The sequence below is a fragment of the Pseudomonas sp. DF5 genome (assembly GCF_058148225.1).
The window spans coordinates 1-24,224 of the sequence record NZ_JBYVYM010000025.1 but is presented as its reverse complement, the minus strand read 5'-3'; the positions used below and the strand labels follow the sequence as shown (position 1 = coordinate 24,224).

Annotated in this window: 18 protein-coding genes; 7 read left to right on the top strand and 11 right to left on the bottom strand. The window is 58.6% G+C overall.

What is annotated here, in order from left to right; genetic code table 11:
• Nucleotides 1-487: 487 nt before the first annotated feature.
• On the top strand, nt 488-3,382 hold the full coding sequence (locus tag AC30D7_RS21415; RefSeq protein ID WP_018926318.1) for a ribonucleoside-diphosphate reductase subunit alpha: 2,895 nt from the start codon (nt 488-490) through the stop codon (nt 3,380-3,382).
• A gap of 226 nt (nt 3,383-3,608) precedes the next feature.
• Here AC30D7_RS21415 and flgE read toward each other — a convergent pair whose 3' ends face one another.
• From flgE to AC30D7_RS21385, 6 genes are all read right to left on the bottom strand, one after another.
• Nucleotides 3,609-4,922, bottom strand: a complete 1,314-nt coding sequence (gene flgE / locus AC30D7_RS21410) for a flagellar hook protein FlgE (protein WP_490135390.1) — start codon at nt 4,920-4,922, stop codon at nt 3,609-3,611.
• Nucleotides 4,923-4,953: 31 nt separating this feature from the next.
• On the bottom strand, nt 4,954-5,676 hold the full coding sequence (gene flgD, locus AC30D7_RS21405) for a flagellar hook assembly protein FlgD (RefSeq protein ID WP_019582907.1): 723 nt from the start codon (nt 5,674-5,676) through the stop codon (nt 4,954-4,956).
• A gap of 16 nt (nt 5,677-5,692) precedes the next feature.
• Nucleotides 5,693-6,136 carry a flagellar basal body rod protein FlgC gene (flgC, locus tag AC30D7_RS21400; protein ID WP_007937507.1) on the bottom strand — a complete coding sequence of 148 codons (444 nt, stop codon included), beginning with the start codon at nt 6,134-6,136 and terminating at the stop codon, nt 5,693-5,695.
• Between the two features lie 3 nt (nt 6,137-6,139).
• Nucleotides 6,140-6,547 (bottom strand): flagellar basal body rod protein FlgB, encoded by a 408-nt coding sequence (gene flgB, locus AC30D7_RS21395; protein ID WP_007937506.1) that lies wholly within the window; start codon nt 6,545-6,547, stop codon nt 6,140-6,142.
• 362 nt (nt 6,548-6,909) lie between these two features.
• Nucleotides 6,910-7,737: a protein-glutamate O-methyltransferase CheR gene (gene cheR, locus AC30D7_RS21390; RefSeq protein WP_019582906.1), complete on the bottom strand. Its 828-nt coding sequence runs from the start codon at nt 7,735-7,737 to the stop codon at nt 6,910-6,912.
• 46 nt (nt 7,738-7,783) lie between these two features.
• Complete coding sequence (locus AC30D7_RS21385) at nt 7,784-8,716, bottom strand: chemotaxis protein CheV (protein WP_019650363.1); 933 nt, start codon at nt 8,714-8,716, stop codon at nt 7,784-7,786.
• 81 nt (nt 8,717-8,797) lie between these two features.
• Between AC30D7_RS21385 and flgA the strand changes: the two genes are divergently transcribed.
• The 4 genes from flgA to AC30D7_RS21365 all read left to right on the top strand — a co-directional run bounded on the left by flgA (nt 8,798) and on the right by AC30D7_RS21365 (nt 11,404).
• The gene (flgA, locus tag AC30D7_RS21380) at nt 8,798-9,559 is read left to right on the top strand and encodes a flagellar basal body P-ring formation chaperone FlgA (RefSeq protein ID WP_033063966.1); all 762 of its coding nucleotides are present in this window, start codon (nt 8,798-8,800) and stop codon (nt 9,557-9,559) included.
• 167 nt (nt 9,560-9,726) lie between these two features.
• Complete coding sequence (flgM, locus tag AC30D7_RS21375; RefSeq protein ID WP_490135389.1) at nt 9,727-10,053, top strand: flagellar biosynthesis anti-sigma factor FlgM; 327 nt, start codon at nt 9,727-9,729, stop codon at nt 10,051-10,053.
• A 48-nt stretch (nt 10,054-10,101) separates the two neighbouring features.
• Nucleotides 10,102-10,569, top strand: coding sequence for a flagella synthesis protein FlgN (locus tag AC30D7_RS21370; protein WP_018926324.1), 468 nt, complete (start codon nt 10,102-10,104; stop codon nt 10,567-10,569).
• Nucleotides 10,570-10,657: 88 nt separating this feature from the next.
• Nucleotides 10,658-11,404, top strand: a complete 747-nt coding sequence (locus AC30D7_RS21365; protein ID WP_490135388.1) for a flagellar brake protein — start codon at nt 10,658-10,660, stop codon at nt 11,402-11,404.
• A 63-nt stretch (nt 11,405-11,467) separates the two neighbouring features.
• Here the strand turns inward: AC30D7_RS21365 and AC30D7_RS21360 are convergent, their stop codons facing one another.
• The 4 genes from AC30D7_RS21360 to AC30D7_RS21345 form a co-directional block, all read right to left on the bottom strand.
• Complete coding sequence (locus AC30D7_RS21360; protein WP_490135387.1) at nt 11,468-12,838, bottom strand: MFS transporter; 1,371 nt, start codon at nt 12,836-12,838, stop codon at nt 11,468-11,470.
• Nucleotides 12,839-12,908: 70 nt separating this feature from the next.
• Complete coding sequence (locus AC30D7_RS21355) at nt 12,909-14,150, bottom strand: glutamine synthetase family protein (protein ID WP_490135443.1); 1,242 nt, start codon at nt 14,148-14,150, stop codon at nt 12,909-12,911.
• A 221-nt stretch (nt 14,151-14,371) separates the two neighbouring features.
• Nucleotides 14,372-15,064, bottom strand: coding sequence for a sensor histidine kinase (locus AC30D7_RS21350; protein ID WP_305422798.1), 693 nt, complete (start codon nt 15,062-15,064; stop codon nt 14,372-14,374).
• On the bottom strand, nt 15,061-16,665 hold the full coding sequence (locus tag AC30D7_RS21345; protein ID WP_019650359.1) for a tetratricopeptide repeat-containing response regulator: 1,605 nt from the start codon (nt 16,663-16,665) through the stop codon (nt 15,061-15,063). Before AC30D7_RS21345 ends, AC30D7_RS21350 begins: the two co-directional genes overlap by 4 nt.
• A gap of 369 nt (nt 16,666-17,034) precedes the next feature.
• Between AC30D7_RS21345 and AC30D7_RS21340 the strand changes: the two genes are divergently transcribed.
• Nucleotides 17,035-21,183: a CheR family methyltransferase gene (locus AC30D7_RS21340; protein ID WP_490135386.1), complete on the top strand. Its 4,149-nt coding sequence runs from the start codon at nt 17,035-17,037 to the stop codon at nt 21,181-21,183.
• Nucleotide 21,184: 1 nt separating this feature from the next.
• Here the strand turns inward: AC30D7_RS21340 and AC30D7_RS21335 are convergent, their stop codons facing one another.
• On the bottom strand, nt 21,185-21,724 hold the full coding sequence (locus AC30D7_RS21335; protein WP_490135385.1) for a hypothetical protein: 540 nt from the start codon (nt 21,722-21,724) through the stop codon (nt 21,185-21,187).
• Nucleotides 21,725-22,462: 738 nt separating this feature from the next.
• Between AC30D7_RS21335 and AC30D7_RS21330 the strand changes: the two genes are divergently transcribed.
• A partial coding sequence (locus AC30D7_RS21330) for a VCBS domain-containing protein (protein ID WP_490135384.1) occupies nt 22,463-24,224 on the top strand: 1,762 nt, incomplete at its 3' end.

Sequence of the window (24,224 nt, the reverse complement as noted above, 5' to 3'; positions counted from 1 at the left end):
CACGCCTGTTCCCTCTTTCACACACAATTTACGCACAGGTTTATCCACAGGTAGTACGTTGCAACACCCTCCAAAACGCATTATCTTGTACCTCGGCGCAAAAAAAACCCTACATGTAGGGTTTTACGCCAAAAACCAAACACAAACCGGACACCGATTTCAAGCGCTTTTATTGCCTCTTTCCGGTTGAACCAAACGTATTTTCGAAAGACCAAACCGCGCGTGCGGATGGCTACTGTTTTTAAGCCCGAAACGGCGATAACGGTACGGGTGTTGCAGTCATTTACTGCCGCCCAAAACGGAATTCGGTTTCAGGCCTAAGGCGTGACACCAAAGACTTCGGCATGGAAGCGGCGCCCGATAGCCCCTTCCTGATCTGTCCCGAAGTTGGTATGCCCGGCCCCCGCCGGTTGTAGTGCTTCAGGACAGAACGGTGGGCACCGTGATGGTGCCCAAACAAACATAGAGAATGTGGAGATACCCCCCCATGCAAACCGACACAACTCGCGAGAACCCGCAGGGCACCTTGCCGCAGGCTGCCGATTCGAATTCGGATCTGTCCGCCACCGCGCCTGGCCAACTGCGCGTGATCAAGCGTAACGGCACTGTCGTCCCTTACACCGATGACAAGATCACCGTCGCCATCACCAAAGCGTTTCTCGCAGTTGAGGGCGGCACCGCTGCCGCTTCGTCGCGAATCCACGACACCGTTGCCCGCCTGACCGAACAAGTCACCGCGACCTTCAAGCGTCGCATGCCTTCGGGCGGCACCATCCACATCGAAGAAATCCAGGACCAGGTCGAACTGGCCTTGATGCGTGCCGGCGAGCAGAAAGTCGCCCGCGACTATGTGATCTACCGTGACTCCCGCGCCAAAGAGCGCGCAGCACACTCCCCTGCCGAAGAAGCCGTCAACGCTCACCCATCGATCCGCATCACCCGCGCCGATGGCAGCCTCGCGCCACTGGACATGGGTCGTCTGAACACCATCGTTACCGAAGCGTGCGAAGGCCTGGAAGAAGTCGATGGCGAGCTGATCCAGCGCGAAACCCTGAAAAACCTGTACGACGGCGTGGCCCTGACCGACGTCAACACCGCTCTGGTGATGACCGCCCGTACGCTGGTCGAGCGTGAGCCGAACTACTCGTTCGTGACCGCCCGCCTGCTGATGGACACCCTGCGTGCCGAAGGCCTGGGCTTCCTCGGTGTCGCCGACAGCGCGACCCACCACGAAATGGTCGACCTGTATGCCAAGGCACTGCCTGCGTACATCGCCAAAGGTATCGAATTCGAATTGCTGAACCCGGTTCTGGCGTCCTTCGACCTGGAAAAACTCGGCAAGGCGATCAACCACGAGCGCGATCAGCAGTTCACGTACCTGGGCCTGCAAACCCTGTACGACCGTTACTTCATCCACAAGGATGGTATCCGCTTCGAACTGCCACAAATTTTCTTCATGCGCGTGGCCATGGGCCTGGCGATCGAAGAGAAGCAGAAAGAAGACCGTGCGATCGAGTTCTACAACCTGTTGTCGTCCTTCGACTACATGTCCTCGACCCCGACCCTGTTCAACGCCGGCACCCTGCGTCCACAGCTGTCGAGCTGCTACCTGACCACCGTGCCGGATGACCTGTCGGGCATCTACCACGCGATCCACGACAACGCCATGTTGTCGAAATTCGCAGGCGGCCTGGGCAACGACTGGACTCCGGTTCGGGCGCTGGGTTCGTACATCAAGGGCACCAACGGCAAATCCCAGGGCGTCGTACCGTTCCTGAAAGTGGTGAACGACACCGCCGTCGCCGTTAACCAGGGTGGCAAGCGCAAAGGCGCTGTCTGTGCCTACCTGGAAACCTGGCACATGGACATCGAAGAGTTCATCGAACTGCGTAAGAACACCGGTGATGACCGTCGTCGTACCCACGACATGAACACCGCCAACTGGATCCCTGACCTGTTCATGAAGCGTGTCTTCGATGACGGCAAGTGGACCCTGTTCTCGCCGTCCGAAGTACCGGACCTGCACGACCTGACCGGCAAGGCCTTCGAAGAGCGCTACGAGTACTACGAAGCCCTGACCGAGTACCCGGGCAAGGTCAAGCTGTTCAAGACCATCCAGGCCAAAGACCTGTGGCGCAAAATGCTGTCCATGCTGTTTGAAACCGGCCACCCATGGCTGACCTTCAAAGACCCGTGCAACCTGCGCAGCCCGCAGCAGCACGTGGGCGTGGTTCACAGCTCGAACCTGTGCACCGAGATCACCTTGAACACCAACAAGGACGAGATCGCCGTTTGCAACCTGGGCTCGATCAACCTGCCGAACCACATCGTCGACGGCAAGCTGGACACCGCCAAGCTGCAACGCACCGTGAACACCGCCGTGCGCATGCTCGATAACGTGATCGACATCAACTACTACTCGGTGCCGCAAGCGAAGAACTCCAACTTCAAGCACCGTCCGGTTGGTCTGGGCATCATGGGCTTCCAGGACGCTCTGTACCTGCAGCATATCCCTTACGGTTCCGACGCTGCCGTCGAGTTCGCCGACAAGTCGATGGAAGCGGTCAGCTACTACGCGATCCAGGCTTCCTGCGACTTGGCTGACGAGCGTGGCGCCTACGAGACGTTCCAGGGTTCGCTGTGGTCCAAAGGCATCCTGCCGCTGGATTCGCAACAGATCCTGATCGAGCAGCGTGGCCAGAAGTACATCGACGTTGACCTGAACGAAACCCTGGACTGGGCACCGGTTCGCGCCCGTGTGCAGAAAGGCATTCGTAACTCCAACATCATGGCCATCGCACCGACCGCAACCATCGCCAACATCACCGGCGTGTCGCAGTCGATCGAACCGACCTACCAGAACCTCTATGTGAAATCGAACCTGTCGGGCGAATTCACCGTGATCAACCCGTACCTGGTTCGCGACCTGAAGGCTCGCGGTCTGTGGGACTCGGTCATGATCAACGACCTGAAGTACTACGACGGTTCGGTGCAGCAGATCGAGCGCATCCCGCAAGAACTCAAAGAGCTCTACGCGACTGCCTTCGAAGTGGACACCAAGTGGATCGTCGACGCCGCCAGCCGTCGTCAGAAGTGGATCGACCAGGCTCAGTCGCTGAACCTGTACATCGCCGGCGCTTCGGGCAAGAAGCTGGACGTGACCTACCGCATGGCCTGGTACCGTGGTCTGAAAACCACCTACTACCTCCGTGCCCTGGCCGCGACCAGCACCGAGAAGTCGACCATCAACACCGGTAAGCTGAACGCTGTTTCCAGCGGCGGCAACCACGGTGACGACTCGGTCCTGGCAGCCCCAGCCGGTCCAGCTCCAGTGCCGAAGGCTTGCGCCATCGACGAGCCGGATTGCGAAGCTTGCCAGTAAGCTGAGCCAGTAGGCGCTCCAGGGCGCTTACCTGAAACCCCCGATGAGCCTCTGGCTGGTCGGGGGTTTTCTTTTGCCCCTGCCTTGTAGGAGCGAGGCTTGCCCGCGAAGAACGATGACGCGTAATACCTGAAAAACCGCAGTGCATTCTTCGCGGGCAAGCCTCGCTCCTACAGAATGAAAAAACCCCTCTTTCGAGGGGTTTCTTGTGCTGCACTATCAAGCATCAAGTCATCTGAATGATGGTCTGCATGATGGTGCTCTGGGTGGAGATGGTCTTCGCGTTCGCCTGGTAGTTGCTCTGCGCCTTGATCAAATCAACCAGCTCGTTGGTCAGGTTGACGTTGGACTCTTCCAGCGAGTTGGACACGACCGAACCCAGGGTACCGGTTTTCGGCGCATCGACACCGGCCACACCGGAGGCGAAGGTTTCTTTCCAGCGCGTACCGCCAATTGGCTGCAAGCCTTGCTCGTTGGCGAAGCTCGCCACAGCCACCTGGCCGATGGCCTTGGTTTGCTGGTTGCTGAAGTTGGCGGTCATGACGCCGCTGGCGTCGATGGTCAGGCTGGAGATCTGGCCGGTGGCGTAGCCGTCCTGGTATTGGGCGGTACGGGCAGTTGGCGAGTTATAGGAAGAGACCTTAGTCATGGACACCGCAATACCGGCGGCCGCAGCATCAGCCCCGTTCAAGCCCCAGGTAACAGGTGTTGTATTGGCGTTTGTGATTGCCCCAGGTTTCCATCCCGTCATGGTCAGCGTGCCACCGACGTTAGCAAAACCAACACTGCCGGTCAGGGTCTTGACCGTGCCGTCCGAGTTGAAAACGATGTCGGCAGTCAGCGGAGTCAGTGTGTTGTTAGCCGGATCGGATGGAGTACGGCCATCCATGTAGGTATACATTTTCCAGGTGTTAGTACCCGTCTTCACGTAGTACTGATCCATGGTGTGTTCGTTGCCCTGGCTGTCATAGACCTTGGTGGAAATGGTCTTGTTATAGCTGTTGGTATCCGTAGGGCTGAACGTAGCCACGGTCGGCGATAATTCCGACGAGTTGAGGTTAAGGGTTTGATCAATTCGGGTCGTCGGATTCGGCTTCAGGCTCGACGTATCGATCTTCAAGTCAGTCAACACACCGTTGACAATCTTGCCGTTGGCATCGACGCCATAACCCTGCAGACGGTTACCGTTGTTATCGACCACAAAGTTTTGAGCGTCGGTCTTGAACGCACCGGCACGGGTGTAGCTCAGGGAGCCGTTGTCGCTGAGGATGAAGAAGCCGTTACCCTGGATGCCCATGTCCAGCACGTTGCCGGTGTTGTTCACGTCGCCCTGGCTGAACTGCTGGGAAACGTTGGCCAGGCGTACGCCGTTGCCGATGGTTTTGCTGCCGGTGCCCAGGCGAGTGGCCGAGTACACGTCTTCGAATTCTGCACGGGACGATTTGAAACCGGTGGTCGCGACGTTGGCGATGTTGTTGCCAGTCACGTCCAGTTGTTTGTTGGCTGCATAGAGACCGCTAAGGCCGATATTGAAAGACATATTCCACTCCTTTGTGCCGTGTTAGTCGGCTCTATAGACCAATGGTTTGCACTTTGGACAGGGCAACGCTGCCCAGGCCTGCCAGGTTCAGCATCAACTCACCGCCGGTCTGGCTGATGGTCACGCTGTTGACCGTTGCCGGCAGGTAAGTAATCAGTGAGGTGTTCGTGCCATCGATGGTGGTCGTGGCGCCGAAGGTGTAAGTACCCGCCGGTGCCACCGCGCCCGAACTATCCTTGCCGTCCCAAATGAAACTGGCATTGCCGGCGCTTTGACTGCCCAGGTCGAGGGTGCGGATGACCGTGCCTGCCGAGTTGGTGATCTTGACGGTGGCTGCGGAAACCGATGTCGGCACCACGACGGTACCGTTGAGGCTCTTGGAGGTATCGACCACCGCTTTGTCGGTCTGCGCGATGACCGAGCGGCCCACCAGCGAAGAAGCCTGCAAGGCTTGCGACGAGTTGTAGTTGCCTGCAATACCGCTGACGGTGTCGTTCAGCGTGGTGATGCCTTCCAGGCTACTGAACTGCGCCAACTGAGCTACGAACGCGCTGTTGTCCTGAGGATCGAGCGGGTTCTGGTTTTTCAGCTGGGTGACCAGCAGTTGCAGGAACGCATCCTTGCCCAATGCCTTGCTGCCGGTGGCACTGCTGGTCGCCGCGGAAAGACCATCACTGGTGGTCGTGGTCTTGACCGAAGAGTTGGCCAGGACATCCTTGATGCTTACGCCGCTGGTGGTATCGGTAACACTCATCGAAAGTCGCCCCTTATCACTGACCGAGGGTCAGGACCTTCTGCATCATGGTTTTGGCGGTGTTCATCATTTCGGCGTTGGTCTGGAACGAACGGCTCGCGGAAATCATGTCGGCCATTTCTTCGACGACGTTGACGTTCGGGTAGTAGACGTAGCCCTTGGCATCGGCGGCCGGATGATTCGGCTCGTAGCGCGCTTCGAGGTTGCTCTGGTCTTCGACCACGCCCAGCACTTGGACGCCTTGACCGGCCGCGTCCTGGTTCTGGAACAGCGAATCGCTGCCGCCGCTCTGGCCACCCTGGAACATGGTGGCGAACACCGGGTGACGGGCGCGGTAGGTCTGGTCGATGCTCGACGAAACGGTTTCGGCGTTGGCGATGTTCGAGGCCACGGTGTTCAAGCGAGTGGTCTGGGCACTCATGCCGCTACCGGCAATGTTGAAAACACTGGATAGGGACATGAATTACTCTCCGCGCAGGGCTGACACCAGCCCTTTGAATTTACTGTTGAGCAGGGTGAAGCTGGCCTGGAAGTTGACCGCGTTTTCCGCGTAGTTCGACTGTTCCAGTTGGGCGTCCACGGTGTTCTGGTCGATCGACGGTTGCATCGGCGTGCGATACATCAGCGACTCATCACCATTGCCCAGGCCTTCAGCTTCGATGTGACGGCTGTTGGTCATGCTCAAGGCGAACTTGCCGTTTTTGGTTTTCTCGTTCTGCTCGGCGAGCACTTTCGAGAAGTCCAGATCCCGAGCCTTGTAGTTCGGGGTGTCGGCGTTGGCGATGTTGTTGGCCAGGACTTCGGCACGCTGAGCGCGGAAGCCCAGGGCTTGTTCGTGGATACCGAGCGCTTTATCGAAGCTGATGCTCATGTCGGGAAACCTTCGGGTGACCTGATTTTTCGTAACGTGAACATAGCAAGCGGCGTGCCAATTCAAAAAACCCGGTAAACCGGGGCTTTGCGGGCAGTGGTGAGGCGGCAATGCCAGAAAAGCGGCAACCGATTTCCGCCGCCTGCCGCTTTTCTGCCGCTTTCCCAGGGCAACACCGATCAACTGTAGGAGCGAGGCTTGCCCGCGAAAACGGTGTGCCAGACAACAATCATCATTGACCGCCCCAACGCTTTCGCGGGCAAGCCTCGCTCCTACAGGTATTGGGGTGCCTATGAGAAACAAGCAGGCAAAAAAAACGGGAGCCCCTGAGGACTCCCGTTTTTTTGTATGCCGTCAACGAGTCACTTCGCCTTGTAAATGATCCCCGGGCTGCACTGGACCATCTGGTAATGGTCCGGCAAACCGTTCAGCGCTTCGGACGCGCCAAGGAACAGATAACCGCCCGGCTTGAGTGTGCTGTGAATGCGCAACAGGATGTCTTTCTTCACCTCGGCAGAGAAGTAGATCAGCACGTTGCGGCAGAACACGATGTCGAACTTGCCCAGACTCGCGTAGCTGTCCAGCAAGTTGAACGAGCGAAACTCCACCCGACTCTTGATTGGTGCCTTGATGGCCCAGCGCCCCGGCCCCTTGGGGTCGAAGTAACGCTGAAGGCGCTCGGGCGACAGACCGCGACCGATGGCCAGGCTGTCGTATTCGCCGGTCTTGCAGTTGGTCAGCATGCTGCCGGACAGGTCGGTGGCAACGATCTGCACGCCCATCTTCAACTGGCCCATGTTGACCCGTTCGAACTCATCGATGGACATCGACAGCGAATACGGTTCCTGACCCGACGAACACGCCGCCGACCAGATCCGCAGGCGCTGACCGGGGCTGGCCTTGATCGCTTCAGGCAATACCTTGTTCTTCAAGACTTCAAACGGATAGGTGTCACGAAACCACAGGGTTTCGTTGGTGGTCATGGCATCCACCACCATCTCGCGCAAACCGCTGCGCGGCTGGGTCTGGATGCGCTGAACCAGCTCACCCAACGATTTGATGCCCTGCTGTTCCATCAGTTTGTTGAGACGGCTCGAGACCAGATATTGCTTGTTTTCACCGAGCAAAATGCCACAGGCTTTTTCCAGGAATACCCGGAACTGTTCGAAATCCAAATTACCCGTAGACAAAGATACCGCCTCTTAAATCGTGTTGACCGCCAGGGGCAGAAGGCCTCTAGCTGTTATCTGCTGCTTTGATCCGGTCGACTACCCGGGATGCCAGGTCATCAGGACGGAACTTGGCCAGGAAGTCATCGGCACCGACCTTCTTGACCATCGCCTGATTGAACACACCCGACAACGAAGTATGCAGGATGATATGGAGCTTTTGCATGCGCGGGTCGTTGCGGATCTCGGCCGTCAGGGTGTACCCGTCCATCTCCGGCATCTCGATATCGGAGATCATCATCAGGAACTCTTCTTCCGGCTTCTTGCCCTCGTCGACCAGCTTGCGCAGGTAATCCAGCGCTTGTCGGCCGTCATTCAACGCCACCACTTCGACACCGATCGTTTGCAGGCAACGGGTCACCTGCTTGCGCGCCACTGACGAGTCATCGACCGTCAGCACCCGCAAGGACAATGCCTTGTGCTGAGTCTCGACATCCACCACGCCAACCGAAATCGCTTCCGGTGTCGGCGCTACTTCCGCCAGCACCTTCTCGACATCGATGATTTCGACTAACTGATTGTCGACCCGAGTCACAGCCGTCAGGTAGTGATCGCGCCCCGTGCCCTTGGGTGGCGGATGAATCTCCTCCCAGTTCATGTTGACGATGCGCTCCACCGACCGAACCAGGAAACCCTGGGTCTTGGTGTTGTACTCCGTGATGATCACGAAGGGATTGCTCTGGTCCAGCAACCGACCGGCACCGGTCGCCATCGCCAGATCCAGAATCGGAATGGTTGCCCCCCGAATATTCGCCACACCGCACACGACAGGACTGGACTTGGGCATCAGGGTCAGCTTGGGGCATTGCAGCACCTCGCGAACCTTGAACACGTTGATCCCATACAGCTGCTGGCCGTCGAGACGGAACAACAACAGCTCAAGGCGATTCTGCCCTACCAGTTGCGTGCGCTGGTTCACCGAATCCATTACACCAGCCATGCCCAGACTCCTACACCAACGCTAAGTGTGTTGCGACGCACATTCATCACGAAACGGCACGGCGCTTGCTTTTTAACTCTTATGAACACAGAACCGACATTTTTCCGACACCTGAAATCAACCTGCCGCAGATTACTCTGCGCGATGTCGGCTGCTTGCCTGTTCAACGCTGGCAGCCCTGCCCTTGCTGATACGGTTACCTTGCCTGACATGCTTATCGGCGTCACCCAGGGCTTTCTTGAATTCACCGTAGAGGACTATCTGGCCACCAGTCAAACGCAAGGTCGCTACGAAATCCAGGTCAACCAGCTCGATCCGCGCTTGCGCATGCCTATGTGCGACAAGGAATTGACAGCCACCCTCGAGAGCCCGGCGAGGCCTCTGGGACGGGTCACGGTCAAGGTTCGCTGCGATGGCGCCTCGCCCTGGACCGTCTTCGTGCCCGCCCAGGTAAAGCTGTTTCGCGACATCGTGACGACCACTCGTCCGCTCAAGCGCACGGGGATTATCGAACCTCAGGACGTAACCCTGCGCGAGCGCGATATCAGCCTGATAAACCAAGGCTTTCTGACTTCCGTCGATCAGGCGATCGGGCAAAAACTTACCCGACCAATGGTCGCCGATCAGATCATCACCCTGGTGCACCTCGAACAGGCGGAAGTGGTCCGCAAGGGCGACCAGGTGGTGATTACCGCCCGCAGTGGTACGCTCAGTGTGCGCATGCCCGGTGAAGCGCTGTCCAACGGCGGCCTGAGCGAACAGATTCGCGTGAAGAACCTTAACTCCCAGCGGGTCATCAAGGCGCAAGTCACCGCGCCCGGCCAGGTGGAAGTGGCCATGTAAGGGCTCTGTGTTTGTGAAGTGATGGCGCACCGCCTGGCGGTTGCCTAAACTGTGCCGCATGCAGGGCATGCGCTGGCGCATGCAAGCTCATTGATAAATGGGCCTAAAGTTTTTCGGGGAATCGCCGAAAACATGGCAAGCGTCCAAATATCCAGAGGTTTTTTGTCATGGTCATCGATTTCAGTCGTTTAAACAGCTCCTCGTCACTTACGGGCAGTACGCGTACCAGCACCGCTAAGGAAACCGCCGAAGCCGGCCAATCCGCGCAGCTGAATACCCCGGCCGAACAGGCCAGTACCACCAAAAGCGGGGAATCGGTACACCTCAGCAATGAGGCTCAACAGTTGCAGAAGGTCACTGACAAGCTGCGCGATCAGCCTGCCGTCGACAACGCCCGCGTGGCCGAGTTGAAAGCAGCGATTGCCGATGGCAGCTATAAAGTCGACAGCAACCGTGTAGCCAGCAAACTGCTCAATTTCGAAGCCCAGCGCTAGGCCACGGCCCGCGCCAGGCTTTTGGACGCTTAAAACCCAAGGCCAGCCATGCACGACACTCATTTACTGCAACTGATCATCGACGACTTTGCCCCGGCGCAACAATTGCTGGAGCTGCTGCAAACCGAGTCCCTCGCCTTGCACGGTCGCGACATGCCACTGCTCGAAGAAATTCTGGCGCATAAACAGGCATTGATCATTCTGCTCGAACAGCATGGCCGCAAGCGCAGTGAAATCCTCGCCAGCCTCAACCTGCCGACCAATCGCCAAGGCCTGGAGCAACTCGCCAGCCAGTCGAGCATTGGCGAACGGTTGCTGGGACAGAGCGATGTGCTGACCGACCTTCTGGCCCAGTGCCAGGCCGCCAATGCCAATAATGGCCAGTCGATTCTGGTGCAGCAGGCCGCCACGGCCAACCAGCTGAAAATCCTCACCGGCGGCGAGCCGCCAGCGCTCTACGATGCCCGCGGATCAACCTCCAAGCTCGCCAAGCCACGCCCGCTCAGTCAGGCCTGAGCCTTTCAATGAGCACGCCCTATCAAGACGCGAAACATGCTGGCAGAATGCTGGCTAGTAGTCATATTTGTCTGGAGATTGATGCCCCGTGTTCAATGCCTTAAGCGCGGAAGATGCTCCGCAGCCACCCAAGGTGCTCACCACGCCCCTGGAAATCTCCGGCAACCTGCGTCAGCTGCAAGACAGCCATGACCCGCTGATCATCACATTCCATGAGCGCAGCCAGCGCTTCCAGAGTTACTTGGTGGATGTTGATCGTGACAGCAACATGATCGCCCTGGACGAAATGATCCCGCGCGACGGTGAACGCTTTCTGCTGGCCGGCGAACCGTTCAAGGTTGAAGGCTTCCACGACGGTGTACGCATCGCCTGGGAAAGCAATGGCCCGCTGACCATCGACGAGTCCGGCGATGGCCGCTGCTACCGTGGCACGCTGCCCGATGAGGTGGTTTACCACCAGCGCCGCAATGCTTTCCGTGCTGCATTGAAACTGGCGCAACTGGTCAATGTCGAGCTGGGGGGTGAGAAACTCAAGTCGCCCATCGCCGGCAAACTGCTGGACATCTCCGCCACCGGCTGCAAATTGCGCTTCGACGGCGATATCACCGCCAGGCTGCAATTAGGTCAGGTCTACGACCGCTTCATCGCCGCCCTGCCCTTTGGCAGCATGACGGCACCGGTCGAACTGCGTTACCTGCACTTTGAAGAAAAGATCAACACTACCTTCGCCGGCGTGCGTTTTCACAACATGAGCGGACTGGTACAACGGCAAGTCGAGCGGTTCGTCTATCAGCTGCAACGTGAAGCGCGGCGCTTCGATAAAGACGATTTCTGATACGCCCCGCCAATAAAAAACGGGCAGTCCCTTACGGTGACTGCCCGTTTTTTTATGCCTTGATCACGGCCGCGCTTCGGTAAAACTTTGCTCGCGCGCTGTATCAGGGTCTTCTGACTCCGTTACCGATTCAGGCTCGGTATCCGGCTCCAGATCAGGTTCCGGGTTGACCGGATTCTGCATCTGATCCTGCACCACCTGTTCATCGACACGCGGGTCAAGGCAAGCCACCAGTGGCGAACTCGTCATGCTGTCCGGCATGGCCACGTGATGCAGCGGAGCATCGTCCACCTGATGCAGATTGGTGACTGCTTTCGGGCGGATTCGCCACACCAGTACCAAGGCAAAAAAACTGAAAAAGGCATACAGCATCTGGCTGCCGAACAGCTTCATCAATACCCCGGCCACCAACGGTCCGATACTCGCGCCGACACCGTAAGTCACCAGCAGCATCGCCGTCAGCGACACCCGGCGATCCCCCTCGACGTGGTCGTTGGAGAACGCCACCGCCAGCGGGTACAGACAGAATTGCACCAACGAACAGAGGAAACCGGCGATGAACAGCACCTCCAGTTGCACCTGCGGCATGATCGCCAGCGGCAATGCTGCCAGTGCCAGGCTAAACGCAAAACTGCGGATCAATACCGCCCGGTCATAACGATCCGACAGCCAACCCAACGGCCACTGCACCACCAGGCCTGCAAAAATACAGGTGCCCATGAACAGACCGACCTGCTCGGTGGACAATCCTTGCTGGGAGGCATACAGAGGCGCCAGGCCGTAGAACGAGCCGACGATCAATCCCGCCCCCAACACCGTGCTCAGCGACTGCGGCACACGCTTGATGAAAAAGCGCGGTTCCATCGGCGCCGGGTGCAAAGGTGCCGGGTGAATCCGTCGGGTCAGGGCCACCGGCACCAGACACAGGGCAAAACACAGCGCGACCAGCATCAACAGTTCCAGGCCCAGCCCCGGGTGCATGACCAGAATCAGCTGCCCCAATACCAGCCCCAGGTACGAAGCGATCATGTAGCCGCTGAACACCACGCCACGCTGCTTGGCTTCAGCCTGCTCGTTGAGCCAGCTTTCGATCACCATGTACTGGCACATCATGCCCAGGCCAACGATCACCCGCAGGAACAGCCACGCGGGCAGCCAATCGACCAGGCCATGGCCCAGCACCGCCGCGCCGACGATCCCGGCGCAGGCTGAATAAGCTCGAATATGCCCCACCCGGGCAATCAGCCGATGGCCGATCTTGCCGCCCAGCACCAGGCCGAAATAGTTGGCCGCCATCAACGCGCCGACCCACAGGCTGTCGACCTTATCGGCCGCCAGGCGCAGGGCCAGGTAAGTACTCAACAGGCCCGAGCCGATCAACATCATCAGCGAGGCGAAATAAAGTCCTCGAAAGGATTTCAGGATTTGGCGCATTGGCGTTCCGAGCGGCTCCTTGCAGTGAGTATCGGGCTATCGACAACGATAGCCCGATGGCGACAGGTCGTCAGGCCTGGGCTGCTAGAACACGCCGTTCCCAGGGAGTAATTTCATCGAGGAAGCTGGTCAACTCCAGGGTCTTCGAAGCGATGTAGCCTTCGATGAACTCCTTGCCGAACAGTTCCTTCGCCAATTGGCTACGTTTCAGACGTTCAAGTGCGGCATGCAAGGTACACGGCAACGCAAGATTATCCGGCACCACGAACTCGCCCCGGGCCGCTTCGCTCGGTTCCAGTTTGTTTTCGATGCCATACAGCCCCGACGCCAGGCTCGCGGCGATCGCCAGGTACGGGTTGGCATCAGCCCCCGGCAAGCGGTTTTCGACCCGACGAGCGACCGGTGAACTGGCTGGAATGCGCAGGCCGGCCGCGCGGTTGTCGTGGGACCAGCAGGCATTATTGGGCGATGCAAAAGGATGGCACAGGCGCTGATAAGAGTTCACGTTCGGCGCAAACAGCACGGTGAAATCCGCAAGGCCAGCTTGCTGACCACCGATGAAATGACGGAAGGTCGCGGTCGGCTCGCCAGCCTTGTCGCTGAACACGTTACGCCCGGTGCCGATCTCGACGACGCTCTGGTGAATATGCATCGAACTGCCCGGCGTGTGAGCCAACGGCTTGGCCATGCAGACCACGGTCAGGCCATGCTTGAGCGCGACTTCCTTGAGCAGATGCTTGAACAGCAAGGTCTGGTCGGCCAGCAGCAGCGGATCGCCATGCAACAGGTTGATCTCGAACTGGCTGACGCCCATCTCGTGCATGAAGGTATCGCGGGGTAAGCCCAGCGCCGCCATGCCTGCGTAGACTTCAGTGAAGAACGGCCGCAAGCCGTTATTGGAGCTGATGCTGAATGCCGAATGACCGTCCTCGCGACGACCGTCCAGGCCCACTGGCGGCTGGAAGGGTTGCGTAGGGTCAGGGTTGGGCGCGAACACAAAGAATTCCAGCTCGGTCGCCACGACCGGCGCCAGACCGAGGGCGGCGTAGCGAGCGATCACCGCCTTGAGTTGGCCGCGAGTCGACAGGCGCGAGCTCTCGCCAGTCAGTTCCTGCGCATCGCATATGGCCAGTGCCCGAGGGTGCGAACTCCAGGGCAAGCGGTGGATCTGCGCCGGATCCGGCACCAGCGCCAGGTCGCCATCATCGCTGCCGTAAAAATGCGCCGGCGGATAGCCGCCCATGATGCATTGCAGCAGCACTCCCCGCGCCATCTGCAAACGCCGCCCCTCAAGAAATCCTTCGGCGGTCATTACCTTGCCGCGGGGTACGCCGTTCAGGTCCGGCGTAATACATTCAATCTCATCAATGCCCGTCAATCGCTGCGCGAGTGAACGATGGCCATCGGTTGTCATGACGCAATCCTTGTTGTTGTACGAGCCGCGAACGGCGACCCGTACAAAATAGGCTCCAGCTGTTCAGAATATCAAGCAGCGTCAAACAAAAAGGCGCAATCCTGTGAGGAACGTGTCGTTCAGGGGAGATAGAGGCTGAACACGCCGCCACCCAATGGGCCGCCGTTACTGATTTCGGTGCGTCCGCCCACGCCATTGCGCTGGTGCAAGGCGGCAATCCGCCCGGCGAAGTACAGGCCCAGGCCGGTACTGCCACTGCTGTGGTTGATGCCCTGCACATAGTCGGCCTGACGCTCGATCATCTCGGGTGGATAACCCTCGCCATCGTCGTTGATGGTCAGCACCAGTTGCCCGGCCTCATCGCTGACGCTGATCAACAAGGCATGCCGGGCGTAACGGATGGCGTTGTTGATGCTGTTGGCGAGCACCGAGGCAATCAGCTCTCGATCGAAGAAACCCAGCGGGCTCAACGGGTCCACTTCATAGGTCGCGATAATGCCGCGGCTGGCGAACACTTCCTGGTGAGCCGCCAGTTGCGCCTCAATGAAGTCATCCAGCTCATGGTAGGCCGGCTGCAACGGCATCTGGTTGACGCCCAGCTTATACAGCCCCAGCAACTGCACCAGCATGCCATTGAGGTGGGCGAACTCGAAGTCGATGACGCCCTGCTCCGGCGTGTGTTGCTCAGGGTCGGGTAAGCGCGCCAGCCATTGACTGTGCGCCTGCATCAGCATGGCCAGTGAGTTCTTCATGTCATGCACGGTGGAAGCAATCACCGTGGAGAAGTCGAGTGACGGTTCGCTGTCGATCATTCGCCGAACGCCTTGATTTTCAGTTTCTGGTAGCGCGGATAACGCGCGTCGGTATCGGGCATCAGGCCGACCGTTTTCAGGCAGGCCCGGCACTCTTCCAGCTCAGCCGACGGCACGCTGGTGTCGGTGCCATGCAGCAGCGACTGCGCCATGTTCAGGGCAATACTGATGTTCTTCGGTTGCAGCGCCAGGGCTTTGCGGAACACTTCCCGGGCTTCAACCAGGTTGCCAGTCTTGTACACCCGCACACCCTGACGGTTGAGGTCGGCGGCGGCGTTGCCCGAGTTGAGGATGGTCGGGTCGTCGGTCAGCTTGGCGATGCCTTTCATCACGGTCGGATCGTCGCCGTAGATTTCCGCACAGTTTTTCAGCATCGAAGCACCCGCACTCGCCTGCCCGAGCATTTGCAGCTGCTTGGCCACCAGCAGCGCTGCTTCGGCGCTCATGAACTGCTCCATGCCGTCGAGGCGCATCATCGCTTGCTCGGTGAGCTTCTCGGCGGTTTCGGCATCGTTGAGCAGCAGGCTGGTGGCCTTCATCAGACGCGCGCGAATCTGCAGGCCCGGGTCTGACGGGTTCTCCTTCGCCACCGCACTCAGCGTCGTGTTGATTTCCAGTCGGGTTCGCGTGTCCAGGCCCTTTTCCGAGCCTTTGCTGATCAAGGCATGGGCCAGGCCGAGGTTGCTTTCCGCATCCTTGAACCGTGACTGCGCCCCTTGGTTCACCGCCTGGCGATAGGCTTTGGAGGCGGTGTCGAAATCTTCGTTGGCCATTGCCAACTTGCCTAGCAACGCTTGCCGACGCACCGCCAGCGGCGACAGGCGAATAGCCTCTTCCAATACTTTCTGCGCCGCTTTGGTGTCGCCTTCGGCGACCAGCACATCAGCCATGCCATCGTAGAGGGCGGGCATCATCGGGAAGACTTTCAAGGCTTTTTCGTAAATGCCCTTGGCCTGGCTGACCTGCCCGCGCTTGAACAGCAATTGGCCCAATCCGGCAAACGCCCAGGGCAATGGCCGATCAGCAATGATGCTGTCGTAAAGACGCTCCAGCGCTTCGTTCTGGTTCAAGTCGCGCAACGCATCGGCGCGGTAACGCAGGCACAGCGGCGAATAACGAATGTCCTGTTTGCACAGGGCGATGCAGGCATTGAGCACTTCAACCGGTTTGCCCCGGTCAAGGGCTTGCAGGATCGGCTTGAGCAAGGTCTTGCGCTGTTCCAGCCGCTCCAGGCGCTGGGCCAGGCCGGAGCGGTTGAACGGTTTGGTCAGATAAGCGTCGGGCTCATGCTCCAGCGCGCTGAGCACCATGGCCTGGCTGGTTTCGGCGGTGACCATGACAAACACGCTTTCATGGCTGATCAGCTTCTCGATCATCAGATCTTCGAGTACCTGCTGACCGTTTTTCTTGCCATCGCCCAGGTGGAAATCCTGCAGGATGAAGTCGTAGGACTTCTGCGAGCACATGCGCAGCGCCTGCTCACCGGTATCAGCGGTGTCGACGTCCTTGACGCCCAGCTCCCGCAGCATGGACCTGACGGAACTGCGGAAATCCGAGAAATCATCGACGATCAGAAAGCTTTTTTGGTGATACGACAGCATCGAAGATTTCCAGGCAATTTAAGGAAGAACAACCTAAAGGCAACCACTGTGAGCAAACCGGCTTCGCGGCCCTTTTGGGCGCGCAGATGATAGCGAGAGGCCATAGGCTATCAAGTCATTTCGCACAAGCTGTGATTGCCAGCCGCCAGAAGCGACGACCATCGAGGTTATCGGCCAGTAGTCGCGATCCCTTGAAGCGGCGGGAGTGCAATCGCGCATTTGCTTGTCAAAAACTTATATAGCCGCACAAATGCGCGCTAAATAATTGAAGGCGTTATTGAAAAACGGGATTATCCTGTTTTAAGAAACCCGCGTTTTATACCCGTTCGCCCTCAATACGTTTTACATCGCCAGCAAAGGCAGAAAGAAATGACCACCCCCCCCAAGCACTCGGCCACAGCTCCCGAGCGAAAGGCCTTGAGTCCCAGCACCCTGGACTTTCCGGTGGTGGGAATTGGCGCGTCAGCAGGTGGGTTGCAAGCCATCAAGTTGTTTTTCGAACACATGCCTCACGACAATGGCATGGCGTTCGTGATCATTCTTCATCTGTCCCCCGATCACCAAAGCATCGCTGACAAGATCATCCAGGAATCGACCCGGATGCCGGTCTTGCAGGTCACCGAAACCGTGCCGATCGAGAAAAACCGGGTGTACGTCATCTCACCGGCACAGCGGCTGACAATGAACGGCAATAACCTTGAGGTCGGTGAAAACGATCCACAACTGGGACGCCACGCCTCGATCGATCTGTTCTTCCGCGATCTGGCGCAGGTACACCGCGAACGCGCCTTCTGCCTAGTGCTCTCGGGCAGCGGTTCCGACGGCGCCGTCGGTCTTTCGCGGATCAAGGAACAGGGCGGTGTTACCCTGGCACAGGTGCCGGAAGATGCCGAGTTCGATGGTATGCCCCGGGCGGCCATCGAGACAGGCATGGTCGATCTGGTGTTGCCAGTGACGGACATGCCGCAAAAGCTGCTGGACCTGTGGCGCAACTCCCGAGAAATCAGCTTGCCTGCCGCCAACGATCCGGAATTGCAATCCTTCACCTCGGTGTCCGAGCGCGATGCGGCGCTGGCCGAGCAAATGCTGCACGACATCCTGATCCTGTTGCGCACCGGCACTGGTCATGACTTCAAGCACTATAAACGCGCGACAGTATTGCGGCGGATCGAGCGCCGGATGCAAGTCACCGCCCAGCCAGAGCTGGGGGCTTATTACCGCTACCTGCAAAACAACCCCGAAGAAACCAAGGCGTTGCTGGCAGACATGCTGATCGGCGTGACCAACTTCTTCCGTGATCGCGAAGCCTTCGAAGCGCTGGAGCGCGATATCGTGCCGCAACTGGTCAGCGCCGCGGTGGGGGCGCAGCCTGAAAAAGAAGAAATCCGCATCTGGTCGGCTGGTTGTTCCACCGGCGAAGAAGCCTATAGCCTGGCGATGCTGGTCAACGATCAGCTGCAACAGGAAGCCAGCAAGGCCTCACTGCAAGTTTTCGCCACCGACATCGACGAACGCGCCATCAGCTTCGGCCGGGCCGGCCTGTACCCGCAAGCCATCGTGACGGACGTGCCGCCGACACGGCTGCGGCACTACTTCATCAAGGAAGACGACCACTATCGGATTCGCAAGGAAATCCGCGAGAAGGTGCTGTTCGCCAAGCACAGCCTGCTGTCCGATCCACCCTTCTCGCAAATCGATCTGATCGTGTGCCGGAACCTGTTGATCTACCTGGATCGCGAAGTACAGCGCGAAATCCTGCAGATGTTCCACTTTGCATTACGGCCCGGTGGCTTCCTGTTCCTGGGGTCTTCCGAAAGCGCAGACGCTTGCCATGAGCTGTTCACGCCGGTGGACAAACGCAACCGGATCTTCCGCGCCAAGACCGGCACTGCCAACAGCCGACGCACGCCGACTGTGCCGCGCGGTGGTTACGTACGCTCCAATATTTCCCATCAGGCACCGCAACACACCGTGCAGCGCAAACTGTCCTTCGCCGACATCCACCAGCGCGCCCTCGAACGCGCGGCTCCGCCGAGCATGATCGTCGATGCCAACGCCGACATCCTGCACATGAGCGAAAGTGCCGGGCGCTTCCTGCGGCATGTGGGCGGTGAGCTGTCACGCAACCTGCTGACGCTGATCCTGCCGGAGCTGCGCCTGGAAATCCGCACCACGCTGTTCCAGGTCCAGCAAAGTGGCCTGGCGGTGAAATCCCGCGAGGTGCCGATCAAGCGCGAAGAGCGGCGTTACAAGGTCAGCCTGGAGGCGCAGCCTTACAAGGATGACGAGTCGGACGGCGAGTTCGTCCTGGTGATTTTCGAGGAAGTTGAAGTCGATCCTTCACAAGCGACGGCCACGACCCTGCTGCAAACCGAAAGCCAGGTGCTGTCCAACCTGGAACGAGAACTGCAACGCACCAAGCTGCACTTGCAGGACACCATCGAACAATCGGAAATCTCCAGCGAAGAACTGAAAGCTTCCAACGAAGAAATGCAGGCGATCAACGAAGAACTGCGCTCGGCCACCGAAGAGCTGGAAACCAGCAAGGAAGAGCTGCAATCGATCAACGAAGAGCTGCTGACGGTCAACTACGAGCTAAAGACCAAAGTTGAAGAAACCGACAAGATCAACGACTACCTGACCAACCTGATCGCCTCCACCGACATTGCCACGGTGTTTGTCGACCGCAGCATGCGAATCAAATGGTTCACCCCGCGCGCCACCGACATTTTCAGCATGTTGCCGATGGATACCGGCCGCTCCCTGCTCGACATCACGCATCGCCTGCACTACGACGACCTGGCGAGTGATGCCGCACAGGTGTTCGAATCATTGAACATGATCGAGCGTGAAGTCAGCAGCACCGACAAGCACTGGTATATCGCCCGCCTGCTGCCCTACCGCTCCAGCGAAGACCGTATCGACGGCACCGTGCTGACGTTCATTGACATCACCAAACGCCGCGAGGCCGAAGAAGAACTGCGCCGAGGCGAAGAACGCATGCGCCTGGTAGCGGAAAGCACCCGCGACTACGCGATCATCACCCTTGATGAACAAGGCGTGATCACCACCTGGAACAAAGGCGCCGAGCTGATCTTCGGTTACAGCAAGACCGAGGCCGAAGGCGCTTACTACGACTTCATTTTTTCCGCCGAAGACCGCGCCTCCGGCGTGCCTGAAACCGAACTGCTGGGGGCTCGCACCCATGGCCGTTCCGAAGATGAACGCTGGCATCTACGCAAGGATGGCAGCCGTTTCTATTGCAGCGGCGAGGTGACCCAGCTCAACGGTGACAACCTTCACGGCTACGTGAAAATCGCCCGGGATCTGACCGGCCACAAACGCCAGCATGAAGAGCAGAGCCAACAACTGGCCGAGACGCTGAACACCAATTACCTCAAGGATGAGTTCTTCGCGGTCATGTCCCACGAACTCAAGCATCCTCTGAACCTGATCCAGCTCAATGCCGAACTGCTGCGGCGCTTGCCGGTGACCAAGTCGGTGGCGCCGGCTGCCAAAGCCGTGAGCACCATCTGCGATGCCGTCAGCAGCCAGGCGCGGATCATCGACGACCTGCTGGACGTCGCCCGTGTGCGCACCGGCAAGCTCAAGCTCAAGCCGATCGCCGTGGATCTGGCCAGTGTGCTGCGCGATATTTACACCGTCGTCCTCAACGATCAGCACGGCACCACTGTCGAGCTGCAAGTACCTTCGGAGCCGTTGATGGTCCATGCCGATCCGACGCGCCTGGAGCAGATCATCTGGAACCTGGTGAACAACGCACTGAAATTCACCCCGCCCGATGGCCGCGTGCAATTGATCGCCAGCCAGGTCGGGAACATGGCGCGGCTGGACGTCAAGGATAATGGCACCGGCATCGCAGCCGAGAACCTCGAACACGTATTCGATCTGTTTGGCCAGGCTGAAACACAGCACACCAATCACCAGCGCGAGGGGCTAGGCATCGGCTTGTCACTGGTGCGCCAATTGACCGAGGCACAACATGGCACGGTTGAGGTGAGTTCGCCGGGCGTTGGTGAAGGCTGTACCTTCACTGTCTATTTGCCGCTGGCCAGTAGTGAAGGTAAAACTCAAACCACAACGCCAACCGACGAGGTGTCAGGAAGACTGAGCGGCCTGACGATTCTGCTGGTCGACGACTCTGCCGAGGTACTGGAAACCCTGAAGATGCTACTGGAAATGGAAGACGCCGAAGTCGTTGCCTTTGATCGTGCGAAGGACGCTCTGGATGCGGCCACAAGCAACCACTTCGACCTGATCATTTCGGATTTGGGCATGCCGGTCATGAATGGCCATGAACTGATACAAGCATTACGTCAGTTGCCAAATGTCAAGAATGTGCCGGCCATTGCCCTGACGGGTTATGGCGCCAATAGCGATATTCAGAAGGCCCGCCAATCGGGGTTTAACCAGCACATTGGAAAACCGGTGTCCTACGACGATCTGATCGCAACCATTGAATCCCTGCGCCAGCCCCAGGCACCAGGTTCTCGATAGTTCAGCGAAGATAGGCGCGTTGCACGCAGACGCGCCGGTCAATCGCCTGTTTCAATCGCTCTTTGTGGTCTGCCCAGACTTTTGGATCGACCTTGGGCGCACGCATGAGGTTCAGCATGGCTGCTTTGGCGGCCAGGTATTCCGACCACGCGTCCTCACAACGGAGCTTGAGACGCTCATATTCGCTCATTTCCATCCGCCGCAGCGCCAGTACCGACTCATCGGTGATGACCGTGCCTAGCGTCAGTTGCACCCGATGAGGTGCAACGAACGCCTGCGTGCCGGCGACGATCTCGCCCGCTCGTAGAGCGCCCCACTTCAACGCCGCGCAGTAAGGCTCATCGTGGCCCCTGTCGTGGAACTCCTCACACAGCATGATCCCATGGTCATCGTAAACACCGATGAACACCTGGGTGATCCCCTTACGACTCAGCCGTGCCCGCACTTCCACTTGCGTCCCGTCACTGAGCACTTCTTCATGAATGTGGTGAGGCAACCGGGGATCGGTCCATAACCAGAACTGTGCACCTCTGTGTCGCATTGCTTGGCTCCGTGAGTGGAGTCAGAAGTAATACACAGCAATGTCGGACTTTCCATGTAGGTCGTCGGGTGGTTCGAGCACGAAAAACCCCGCCAGAGGAATGCCCCGGCGGGGCTTTCTAACCGCTGACGCTGAAACCAGAGGGTGTTCCAGCATTGGTATACCGCCGCCAGGCCATGCCGAATAAGGGTTTCAGCTCATTTTAGGCGTACTGGTATTGAGTGCCTCGGCCCTTTCGCCAAAAACAAATCGACATAATATTGACACCAAAACATCCACTTGTCGGAATATTGGCACATCGTACTGTTACCTGCGCTTAACACCTTTACAAAGCCTGACCCCACAACTAAACACCTATCAAACTGATATCAGGAAAGGCCGTATCCCTGAATCAGTGCTGTACCAAAATACGGCCTCATCCAGCCATTACTTCAGGAGTCCCTTCCCTATGGGTGCTCTCAGGATACTGCGCGCCACGCGCAGCGCAGCCTCAGGCTTGGGCCCACGTTCGCCCGACCGCTCCTGCGATTCGCTCCTCAAGTACGGCGAGTTTCTTCACCCCCGCGAGACCAGCACCCCTCTGCCGGCAGCGCCTGTCCCGTCTAGCCCAGACGGTCGACGATGTCCGGTAGCCGCCCCGTACCGCTCCTGAACACTCTGAGCGGCACAAACACGGGACTTCGTCCTGTTAGCAGTCCCTGGCGATTCCAATAAAAAAAGCATTCTCGGGAGAAAGACATGGCTACCACCACCACAACCAGCGGCGGCACCGTTACTTCGTTTTCCAATACACCGCAGGCGCAGGACGACATTTTCACCACAGGTGTCATTGGCACGAACAGCGCTAGCATCACTGAAGACCTGCTGGGGGTCGTGTACCTGGACGTCATGTCCAATGACCTGGGCGGTAACGCAAAGACACTCTGGTCACTTGATGATGGGACCAGTCTCTCTACTGCCACCAAGGTTTATGCCCCGGCCGACCTCCTGGTCCAGGACACGAACAGAATCGAGGCGACGAGTACCGACACCAGCCTCAATGGGGCAAAGATCTGGATTACCTCGGATGGCAAGGTCGGCTACGACGCCGCTACATTGTCGACTGCGTTCAAGACGCAACTTCAGTCGCTTGCCGCCGGAGCGTCCCTGACAGACAGCTTTACGTATGCGATTCGTCTCGGCAATGGCACCCTCAGTTGGGCCACTGCGCAAGTGCAATTCGCAGGTATGAATGACAGTGTGACGATGAACATCGGCGTGCAGGCTGGCACGGTGACCGAAGATGCGCCCACAACGCCGAGCATAACCGATTCGCTGAGTACGACGGGCACGATTGCGTTTAGCGATGTCGATCTGAGCGACACGCATACCGCCTCATTCGTGGCGGCGGGAGGCAATACCACAGCGCTGGGCAACTTCAGCCTGGCCTCTGTGGTTGAAGCGGCCAATGCGGCCAACGGCACCGTTAACTGGACTTACACCGTGAACAATGCGGCAGCCCAGTACCTGGCCCAAGGTCAGACGGCTACCGAAACCTATGTGGTCACCCTCAACGATGGGCATGGTTCGTCGACAACGCAAAATGTGATCATCACCATCACCGGCACCAACGACCAGGTGCACATCACCAGCGGCGTGCAGACCGGCGATGTCAAGGAAGACAGTGGCGACTACGCCGCCAACGGCAGCATCACCTTCACCGACGCCGACCTGATCGACACCCACAGCGTCACCGTCACACCGGGCGCTTCCGGCTATCTGGGCAGCTTCACCACAGATCCACTGCATGACAGCACCGGTACAGGCAGCGGCTCGCTGGGCTGGCACTTCACGGTAGACAACGCCGCCGTGCAGTTCCTGGGCGAAGGCCAGACCCTCACCCAGACTTATAACGTGGCGATCGGTGACGGCACGGTACAGACCGTGACCATTACCATCACCGGCACCAACGATCGGCCGACGCTGGCGATTGCCGACACCACCGGCGCCATGAGCGAAGGCAACGGTACGGCCACACTGAGCGACAGCGGCGCACTGAGCTTTGCCGATGTGGACAACATCGACGTGGTGACTGTGTCGCACACCTCCAACGGCAACATCGCCTGGAGCGGCGGCACGCTCGATGCGGGCGTGGCTTCGGCACTGGTCGCCGGTTTCTCGGTCGATCACAACAGTTGGGACTACAGCACCAGCCAGAACCTCGACTTCCTCGGCGCAGGTGAAACCGTCACCTTCTCGTACACGGTGGTCGCCACCGACAACAGCGGCGCGGCTAACGCTGCTTCGGCGACGCAGACTGTCACCATCACCATTACTGGTAGCAACGATGCACCGGTGCTGAGTTTCGCCACCGGCAACGATGCCGGCGCGGTGCAGGAAGACACCACCCTCAGCGTCAGTGGCCAGTTCAGCTCGAGCGACATTGATCATGCGGCCACGGCTACCTGGAGTATTGCCGGGTCCAATACCGGCACTTATGGCTCGATCGCCGTCGACGGCA

What these genes read in the sequence shown, in the direction of transcription:
- AC30D7_RS21415 (WP_018926318.1), top strand. Translation starts at nt 488, where the DNA reads ATGCAAACCGACACAACTCGCGAGAACCCGCAGGGCACCTTGCCGCAG.
- flgE (WP_490135390.1), bottom strand. Translation starts at nt 4,922, where the DNA reads ATGTCTTTCAATATCGGCCTTAGCGGTCTCTATGCAGCCAACAAACAA.
- flgD (WP_019582907.1), bottom strand. Translation starts at nt 5,676, where the DNA reads ATGAGTGTTACCGATACCACCAGCGGCGTAAGCATCAAGGATGTCCTG.
- flgC (WP_007937507.1), bottom strand. Translation starts at nt 6,136, where the DNA reads ATGTCCCTATCCAGTGTTTTCAACATTGCCGGTAGCGGCATGAGTGCC.
- flgB (WP_007937506.1), bottom strand. Translation starts at nt 6,547, where the DNA reads ATGAGCATCAGCTTCGATAAAGCGCTCGGTATCCACGAACAAGCCCTG.
- AC30D7_RS21385 (WP_019650363.1), bottom strand. Translation starts at nt 8,716, where the DNA reads ATGGCTGGTGTAATGGATTCGGTGAACCAGCGCACGCAACTGGTAGGG.
- flgA (WP_033063966.1), top strand. Translation starts at nt 8,798, where the DNA reads ATGAACACAGAACCGACATTTTTCCGACACCTGAAATCAACCTGCCGC.
- flgM (WP_490135389.1), top strand. Translation starts at nt 9,727, where the DNA reads ATGGTCATCGATTTCAGTCGTTTAAACAGCTCCTCGTCACTTACGGGC.
- AC30D7_RS21370 (WP_018926324.1), top strand. Translation starts at nt 10,102, where the DNA reads ATGCACGACACTCATTTACTGCAACTGATCATCGACGACTTTGCCCCG.
- AC30D7_RS21360 (WP_490135387.1), bottom strand. Translation starts at nt 12,838, where the DNA reads ATGCGCCAAATCCTGAAATCCTTTCGAGGACTTTATTTCGCCTCGCTG.
- AC30D7_RS21355 (WP_490135443.1), bottom strand. Translation starts at nt 14,150, where the DNA reads ATGACCGCCGAAGGATTTCTTGAGGGGCGGCGTTTGCAGATGGCGCGG.
- AC30D7_RS21350 (WP_305422798.1), bottom strand. Translation starts at nt 15,064, where the DNA reads ATGATCGACAGCGAACCGTCACTCGACTTCTCCACGGTGATTGCTTCC.
- AC30D7_RS21345 (WP_019650359.1), bottom strand. Translation starts at nt 16,665, where the DNA reads ATGCTGTCGTATCACCAAAAAAGCTTTCTGATCGTCGATGATTTCTCG.
- AC30D7_RS21340 (WP_490135386.1), top strand. Translation starts at nt 17,035, where the DNA reads ATGACCACCCCCCCCAAGCACTCGGCCACAGCTCCCGAGCGAAAGGCC.
- AC30D7_RS21335 (WP_490135385.1), bottom strand. Translation starts at nt 21,724, where the DNA reads ATGCGACACAGAGGTGCACAGTTCTGGTTATGGACCGATCCCCGGTTG.